The 7,211-nt window shown below is 70.6% G+C and carries 5 protein-coding genes and 1 pseudogene; 1 reads left to right on the forward strand and 5 read right to left on the reverse strand.

Features of this window, described 5'->3' with window-relative positions; genetic code table 11:
- Positions 1-82 precede the first annotated feature (82 nt).
- Both CR470_RS14870 and CR470_RS14875 read right to left on the reverse strand, forming a co-directional pair.
- A complete protein-coding gene (locus tag CR470_RS14870; RefSeq protein ID WP_097868074.1) occupies positions 83-1,540 on the reverse strand; it encodes an aldehyde dehydrogenase family protein in 1,458 nt (485 codons plus the stop codon).
- Positions 1,541-1,706: 166 nt separating this feature from the next.
- Positions 1,707-3,173, reverse strand: a complete 1,467-nt coding sequence (locus CR470_RS14875; protein WP_097868075.1) for a GuaB1 family IMP dehydrogenase-related protein — start codon at positions 3,171-3,173, stop codon at positions 1,707-1,709.
- Positions 3,174-3,471: 298 nt separating this feature from the next.
- On the opposite strand from CR470_RS14875, the gene CR470_RS14880 reads away from it, so the two are divergent.
- Complete coding sequence (locus CR470_RS14880) at positions 3,472-4,548, forward strand: terpene synthase family protein (RefSeq protein WP_097868076.1); 1,077 nt, start codon at positions 3,472-3,474, stop codon at positions 4,546-4,548.
- A gap of 70 nt (positions 4,549-4,618) precedes the next feature.
- Here the strand turns inward: CR470_RS14880 and CR470_RS14885 are convergent, their stop codons facing one another.
- The 3 genes and pseudogenes from CR470_RS14885 to CR470_RS14895 form a co-directional block, all read right to left on the reverse strand.
- Positions 4,619-5,614 (reverse strand): sugar-binding transcriptional regulator, encoded by a 996-nt coding sequence (locus CR470_RS14885; RefSeq protein WP_097868077.1) that lies wholly within the window; start codon positions 5,612-5,614, stop codon positions 4,619-4,621.
- A 133-nt stretch (positions 5,615-5,747) separates the two neighbouring features.
- Positions 5,748-6,431: a ribulose-phosphate 3-epimerase gene (rpe, locus tag CR470_RS14890; protein WP_097868078.1), complete on the reverse strand. Its 684-nt coding sequence runs from the start codon at positions 6,429-6,431 to the stop codon at positions 5,748-5,750.
- Between the two features lie 218 nt (positions 6,432-6,649).
- Positions 6,650-7,211: pseudogene (locus CR470_RS14895) on the reverse strand (rRNA cytosine-C5-methyltransferase); the annotation flags it as partial.

The raw sequence follows: 7,211 nt of genomic DNA on the forward strand, positions 1-7,211 counted from the left end.
TCCCGCAGTAGACCATGAGCCGCCGTCGCGGGCCTGCTCGGCGCAGTTCCCCGCCCGGCCGGGACCGGGCGGGGAAAGGGGCTCAGAAGGGGAACTGCGAGCGGCCGTGCTGGATGGAGATCCACTTCTGGGTGGTGAAGGCCTCGACCATCGAGTCGCCGTTCAGCCGGCCGAGGCCGGAGCTCTTCTCGCCGCCGAAGGGAACGATCGGCTCGTCGTGGACGGTGCCGTCGTTGATGTGGATCATGCCGGTGTGGATGCGCTGGCCGACCCGCACCCCGCGCTCGATGTTGCCGGTGTGGACGGCGCCGCTGAGGCCGTACGGGGTGTCGTTGGCGATGCGGACGGCCTCGTCCTCGCCGTCGAAGGGCACCAGCAGGGCGACGGGGCCGAAGATCTCCTGGTGCAGGACGGGTGAGTCGGCGGCGAGGCCGGTCAGCACGGAGGGGCTGACCAGGTTGCCGTCGGCGCGGCCGTGCAGGAGGGCCGTCGCCCCGGCCGCCACGGTCTGGTCGACGAGCTTGGAGATGGACTCGGCCTGCGAGGAGTTGATCAGCGGGCCGATCTGGGTGGCCGGGTCGGCGGGGTCGCCGACGGTGAGCGAGGCGACCTTGGCGACGAACTTCTCGGTGAACTCCGCCTCCACGGCGCGGTCGACCAGGATGCGGTTGGCCGCCATGCAGACCTGGCCCTGGTGGACGTACCGGCTGAAGACCGCCGCGTCGACGGCGTAGTCCACATCCGCGTCGTCGAGCACGATCAGGGCGCTGTTGCCGCCGAGTTCGAGCACGGCGCGCTTGAGGTTCCGGGCGCAGACGGTGGCGACGTGACGGCCGACCTTGTCCGAGCCGGTGAAGGAGATGACCTGCGGCACGGGGTGCTCCAGCAGGGTGTCGCCGATCTCCGCGATGTCGGTGATCACGACGTTCAGCAGCCCGGCGGGCAGGCCCGCGTCCTCGAAGATCCTGGCCAGCAGGGTGCCACCGCAGATCGGGGTGTTCTGGTGCGGCTTGAGGACGACGGCGTTGCCGAGGGCCAGCGCGGGGGCGACGGACTTGAGGGAGAGCAGGAAGGGGAAGTTGAACGGGCTGATCACTCCGACGACCCCGACGGGCACGCGGTAGACGCGGTTCTCCTTGCCCTCGGTCGGCGAGGGGAGGATCTGTCCGGCGGGGCGCAGCGCCAGCTGGATCGCCTCGCGCAGGAACTCCTTGGCCAGGTGCAGTTCGAAGGCGGCCTTCAGCCGGGTGCCGCCGAGTTCGGCGACGATCGCGTCGCTGATCTCCGGCTCGCGCTCCTCGACGAGGTGCAGCGCCTTCTCCAGGACGGCCCGCCTGCTGTACGGGTTGGTGTCCGCCCACGCCTGCTGGGCGCGCTCGGCGGCGCGGTAGGCCTGGTCGACCTCGTCGGCGGTGGCGACCGGGATCGAGGCGAGCTTCTCCCCGTCGAACGGGTTGAAGTCGATGATGTCCCAGGACCCCTTCCCCGGCCTCCACTCGCCGTCGATGTACTGGTGGGCCAGGTCAGTGAAGAAGGACATGAGATCCCTTACCGCAGAGAGGCAGGCAGCTGAGTGAGCTTCATATTACTTACCATTCAACAGAGTTGAAGCGCACCCCCGATCGCTGCCGGAAGCCCGGAAACACCCCTGCCCTCACCGGCTGCTTCGCGCCGGTGAGGGCAGGGGTGTTGCGGTGGATCCGGGATCAACTCCAGCTGGCGTGCAGCGGCTTGCCCTCGGCGTAACCGGCGGCGCTCTGGACGCCGACGACCGCCTTCTCGGCGAACTCCGCCAGGGAGCCGGCTCCGGCGTAGGTGCAGGAGGAGCGGACCCCCGCGATGATCGAGTCGATGAGGTCCTCGACTCCCGGGCGGGTCGGATCGAGGAACATCCGCGAGGTGGAGATGCCCTCCTCGAAGAGCGCCTTGCGGGCGCGGTCGTACGCGGACTCGTCCGAGGTGCGGTTCTTCACGGCGCGGGCCGAGGCCATGCCGAAGGACTCCTTGTAGAAGCGGCCGTCGGCGGACTGCTGGAGGTCGCCGGGCGACTCGTACGTCCCCGCGAACCAGGAGCCGATCATCACGTTGGACGCACCGGCGGCGAGCGCCATCGCCACGTCACGCGGGTGCCGGACGCCGCCGTCCGCCCAGACGTGCTTGCCGTGCTTCTTCGCCTCGGCGGCGCACTCCAGGACGGCGGAGAACTGCGGGCGGCCGACGCCGGTCATCATCCGGGTGGTGCACATGGCGCCGGGGCCTACACCGACCTTGATGATGTCCGCGCCCGCCTCGATCAGGTCGCGCACGCCCTCGGCGGCGACGATGTTGCCCGCGACGATCGGCACCCGCGGGTCGAGCGCCCGGACGGCCTTCACCGCGCTGATCATGGACTCCTGGTGGCCGTGGGCCGTGTCCACGACGAGGACGTCGGCGCCCGCGTCCAGGAGCTGCTTGGCCTTGCCGGCCACGTCGCCGTTGATACCGACGGCGGCCGCGACGCGCAGCTTGCCCTCGGCGTCGGTGGCGGGGGTGTAGAGCGTGGCGCGCAGGGCGGCCTTGCGGGTGAGGATGCCGACGAGGCGCCCCTGCGCGTCGACCGCGGGGGCGAGCTTGCGGTTGGCGCCGTCGAGCTTGTTGAAGGCGTCGCGCGGGTCGATGTCCGCGTCGAGCAGCACCAGGTCCTTGGACATGACCTCGGAGAGCTGGGTGAAGCGGTCGACGCCCGTGAGGTCGTGGTCGGTGACGACGCCCACCGGACGGCGGTCGGCGTCGACGACGACGCCCGCGCCGTGGGCCCGCTTGGGCAGCAGGGACAGCGCGTCGGCGACGGTCTGGCCGGGGGCCAGCTCGATCGGGGTGTCGAGGACGAGGTGGCGCGTCTTGACCCAGGAGATGACGTCGGTGACGACCTCGATCGGGATGTCCTGGGGGATGACGACGAGGCCGCCCCGGCGGGCGATGGTTTCGGCCATCCGGCGGCCCGCGATGGCGGTCATGTTGGCGACCACGAGCGGAATGGTGGTACCGGTTCCGTCGGGCGACGAGAGGTCCACCCCCTGCCGGGAGCCGACCGCGGAGCGGCCCGGGACCATGAAGACATCGTCGTACGTGAGGTCGTACGGGACCGCGGGGGACTCTGTGTAGCGACCGGTGCCCGGCTCAAGAAAACGCATAACACTCATTTTTTCATACGAAACGGTGCAGGTCGCTTCCACGAAGACACAACAAAATACCCCCGCGTTCGTCCAATCCTCCGAAGAGGCGGCCGGGGGCTCCGGGCAAGTGGAACCTGCCTTGCCCACGGACCCTACCCGAACAGGATTCGAATCATTCGTGATCACCATCCCTGGACCGGGTGACAAGGGGTCAGGTAGCTTCAAACCCGCAGGTCTCGGGGGTGTCCGAAACGTCGATCCGGCTCGTCGGCACCCCTGGGCACACCGTTTGACCGGAGAGGATCCCGATCCGCCTGTGGACAGCCAACTGCCGGACATCTACTGCCCGTTCCCGCAGCGGACCAACCCGCACGTGGCACACACCCGTGGGCATCTGGACAGCTGGACCAGACGGACGGGTCTGGTCCACCGCGAGTCCGCGAGGAACCGATTCGAACAGGCCGACTTCGGGGCGTTCGTCGGCATGGTCTACCCGACCGCCGACGAGGAACACCTTGACCTGGTGGCCGACTGGTTCGTCTGGCTCTTTTTGGTCGACGACCAGCTCGACGACGGCCACCTCGGGCGCTCACCCGACCGGGTGAGGGACGTCGTCGACCGGATGCGCGCCGTGATCGACGGCTCCGCCCCCGAGCCGTTGCCGGGTGAGGACGCCCCGGCCGCCGTGACGGCCCTGGCCGACCTGTGGAAACGTACGACACCGAACGCCGCCCCGCACTGGCGGACCCGGTTCGCCTGGCACCTGGTCACCTACCTCACGACCGCCACGACCTGGGAGGCGGGAAACCGCGCCGAGGACGTGGTGCCCTCGGAGGACGCGTACATCGCCAAGCGTCGGCACACCGGGGCCATCCACGTCTGTATGGACCTCATAGAGATCGTGGCGGGCATCGACGCCCCGGAGTCGATCCACAACGACCCCCGCTTCATCACCGCCCTGGAAGCCGCGTGCAACCACGTGTGCTGGGCCAACGACGTGTACTCCTTCGAGAAGGAGCAGGTGCTCGGCGAGATCCACAACCTCGTCCACCTGGTCCGCCATCACCGGGGCCTCGGGGAGCAGCAGGCGCTGGACCATGTCGCGGAGCGCCTCGCGATGGAGACCGAGCGGTTCCTGACCGCCGAGGACGAGCTGCTGGAGCTGTATCCGGAGCTGTCCGGGATGCTGGTGCCCTACCTCGACGGGATGCGGAGCTGGATGCGCGGCAACCTCGACTGGTCGCGCCGGACACCGCGGTACAACCCCGCCGACGTGGGCCAGTACGAGGAGCCCGAGGAGTATCTGGAGGAGACCGTGCTGGGCGTTCCGTCCGCACGCGCCGAGGCCGCCGCCCCCGCCCCGTGCGCGGCCGAGGCCCCGCCGGCCGGCTGACGCGGGACGGGACGGACCGAGGGCCGTGCACCGGATACGGTGCACGGCCCTCGGTGTGTTCCCGCCGCTGTCACTCCCCGTCGGGGTCGGCCCGCTCCAGTGCCGGGCGCACGCCCGCCGGGGACTCGGTGAGCAGATAGTCGGCCGCGGCGGTGTCCGTCACCAGGCTGGTGACGAGGCCGGAGCGCAGCACCGCACCGATCGCCGCCGCCTTGCGCTGACCGCCCGCGATCGCGACCACCTCGGGGATCCGGCGCAGCCGGTCCGTCTCCACCGTGATGCACCGCTCCCCCAGGTCACGGCCGACCCGGCGGCCGTCGGAGTCGAAGAGATGCGCGGACATCTCGGCGGCGACGCCGAGCGAGGCGTAATGCGCGCGCTCGGCGTCCGAGAGCATGTCGTGGACCGTGGAGATGCCCGGCTCCCAGGAGCCGATGGAGACGGCGGCGACCGTCACCTTGTCGAAGTACTCGAAGGCCCGGGCGATGCCGGTCTGCTCGCGCAGCGCGGCGGCCGTCGCGGGGTCGGGCAGCAGCATCGGGGCGTAGATGGGGTGCGCCTCGCCGCCGGAGACCTGCGCCGCCCGGCGGACCGCCTCGACCGAGCCGCGCTCGGCGGTGCCCGCGTCGTACACTCCGGTCAGCTGGACGACCGTGCACGGCGGGAGCCGGTCGAGGGCGGCCGCCATGTGGATGGTGGAGCGGCCCCAGGCCAGGCCGAGCACATCACCCTCGGCGACCAGCTCGCCGAGGAGATCGGCCGCGACCTCGCCCAGGTTCTCCGGGTCGGGGGCGTCCTCCTGCTCCTCGGCCGGGGACTCGACGACCACCGCGTGCCGGAGCCCGTAACGGGCCCGCAGGGCGTCGGAGCGTTCCGCGTCCAGCTCGGCAGGTACCCGGATCTCGATGCGTACGAGATCGCGTTCGAGGGCTGTCTCCAGGACCCGGGCCACCTTGAAGCGGCTCACGCCGAACTCCTCGGCGATCTGGATCTTGGACTTGCCCTCCAGGTAGAACCGGCGGGCCATGGCCGCCGCCTGCACCAGCTCCGCGGGTCCCATCCGCATGGCTGACCGACCCGCCGAGATGCCAGACACCGCGATCTCCTCACTGCTGTTCACACGCCCGATACGCCGTTCATCCTGTCAGATCCGGCGGTCCTTGATCGGCCCTGTCGGGCCGCGTTCATCTGCCCTTGGTTCAGTGTCCGCATGCCCAGGGGGCGCCGGCCGTGGCCGCGTCCGCCTGTGCCCGCAGCTGCCGCACCGCCGCGGCCGGGTCCTGCGCACCGTAGACCGCGGAGCCCGCCACGAAGACGTCGGCGCCGGCCTCGGCGCACCGCTCGATGGTGGTGGCCGAGACCCCGCCGTCGACCTGGAGCCACAGTTCGAGGCCGTGCTTGCTGATCAGCTCCCGGGTGCGACGGATCTTCGGCAGCATGATGTCCAGGAAGGCCTGGCCGCCGAAGCCCGGCTCGACCGTCATGATCAGCAGCATGTCCAGCTCGGGGAGCAGGTCCTCGTACGGCTCGATGGGCGTCGCGGGCTTGAGCGCCATCGAAGCGCGCGCGCCCTTCGCCCGGATCTCCCGCGCCAGGCGCACCGGAGCCGCCGCGGCCTCCGCGTGGAAGGTCACGGATCCGGCCCCCGCCTCCACGTAGCCCGGGGCCCAGCGGTCCACGTCCTCGATCATGAGGTGGCAGTCCAGCGGGGTGTCCGTGGCTTTGCTGAGCGCCTCGACGATCGGCACGCCGAGGGTCAGGTTGGGCACGAAGTGGTTGTCCATGACATCGACGTGGAGCCAGTCCGCGCCTTCGACGGCCTTCGCCTCCTCGGCGAGACGCGCGAAATCGGCGGACAGGATGCTGGGGTTGATCTGCGCCATGACCCAAGCCTGCCACGTCTCCCGCCGGTTCCCCGCCTCGATGTGCCCCGAAGCCTCACAGGGCCATCACAGTTCGCACATTCTGCGCATTTTGCCAGCGCTTTGCTCTTCTTTGCTGTTCGCGGGGCGAGATTCGGCCGGTCACGGCCGACGGCCGAGCACGGCCGGCCGGCCCATGGAGCCGGATACTCAGCCGGCCGGTCCGCAGAGCCGGACGTTCAGCCGGTCCGGCGCAGCAGGGCCAGGTACATCGCGTCCGTGCCGTGCAGATGCGGCCAGAGCTGGACGTCGGGGCCCTCGCCCAGGGCGGGGACACCGGGCATCAGCGGGCGGGCGTCGATCCACTCCGCCTCCACCGGCTCCCCACCCCGGCCCTTGAGGACGTCCTCGACCACCACGCGGGTCTCCGCGAGATGCGGCGAGCAGGTCGCGTAACCGACCACGCCGCCGATCCGTACGGCTTTCAACGCCTCGCGCAACAGACCCCGTTGGAGCGGGGCGAAGGCTTCCAGGTCTTCGGCGCGACGCCGCCAGCGGGACTCCGGACGACGCCGCAGCGCGCCCAGGCCGGAGCAGGGCACGTCCATCAGGATGCGGTCGAACGTGCCGGGCAGCCACGGCGGGCGGGTGCCGTCCGTGGTGATCACCTGGTACGGGCCGGGGTTGCCGGCGAGCGCCCGCTCGACCAGCCGGGCGCGGTGCGGCTGCTTCTCGGCGGCGAGCAGGGCGGCGCCCCGCCCGGCGGCGAGGGCGGCCAGCAGCTGTCTCTTATACACATCT

This window comes from Streptomyces sp. rh34 (assembly GCF_002551245.1).
Classification (GTDB): Bacteria; Actinomycetota; Actinomycetes; order Streptomycetales; family Streptomycetaceae; genus Streptomyces.

Excerpts from the sequence above, each read along its gene's own strand:
- CR470_RS14885 (WP_097868077.1), bottom strand. The coding sequence starts at position 5,614 with ATGCGGATGGGACCCGCGGAGCTGGTGCAGGCGGCGGCCATGGCCCGC.
- CR470_RS14870 (WP_097868074.1), bottom strand. The coding sequence starts at position 1,540 with ATGTCCTTCTTCACTGACCTGGCCCACCAGTACATCGACGGCGAGTGG.
- rpe (WP_097868078.1), bottom strand. The coding sequence starts at position 6,431 with ATGGCGCAGATCAACCCCAGCATCCTGTCCGCCGATTTCGCGCGTCTC.
- CR470_RS14875 (WP_097868075.1), bottom strand. The coding sequence starts at position 3,173 with ATGCGTTTTCTTGAGCCGGGCACCGGTCGCTACACAGAGTCCCCCGCG.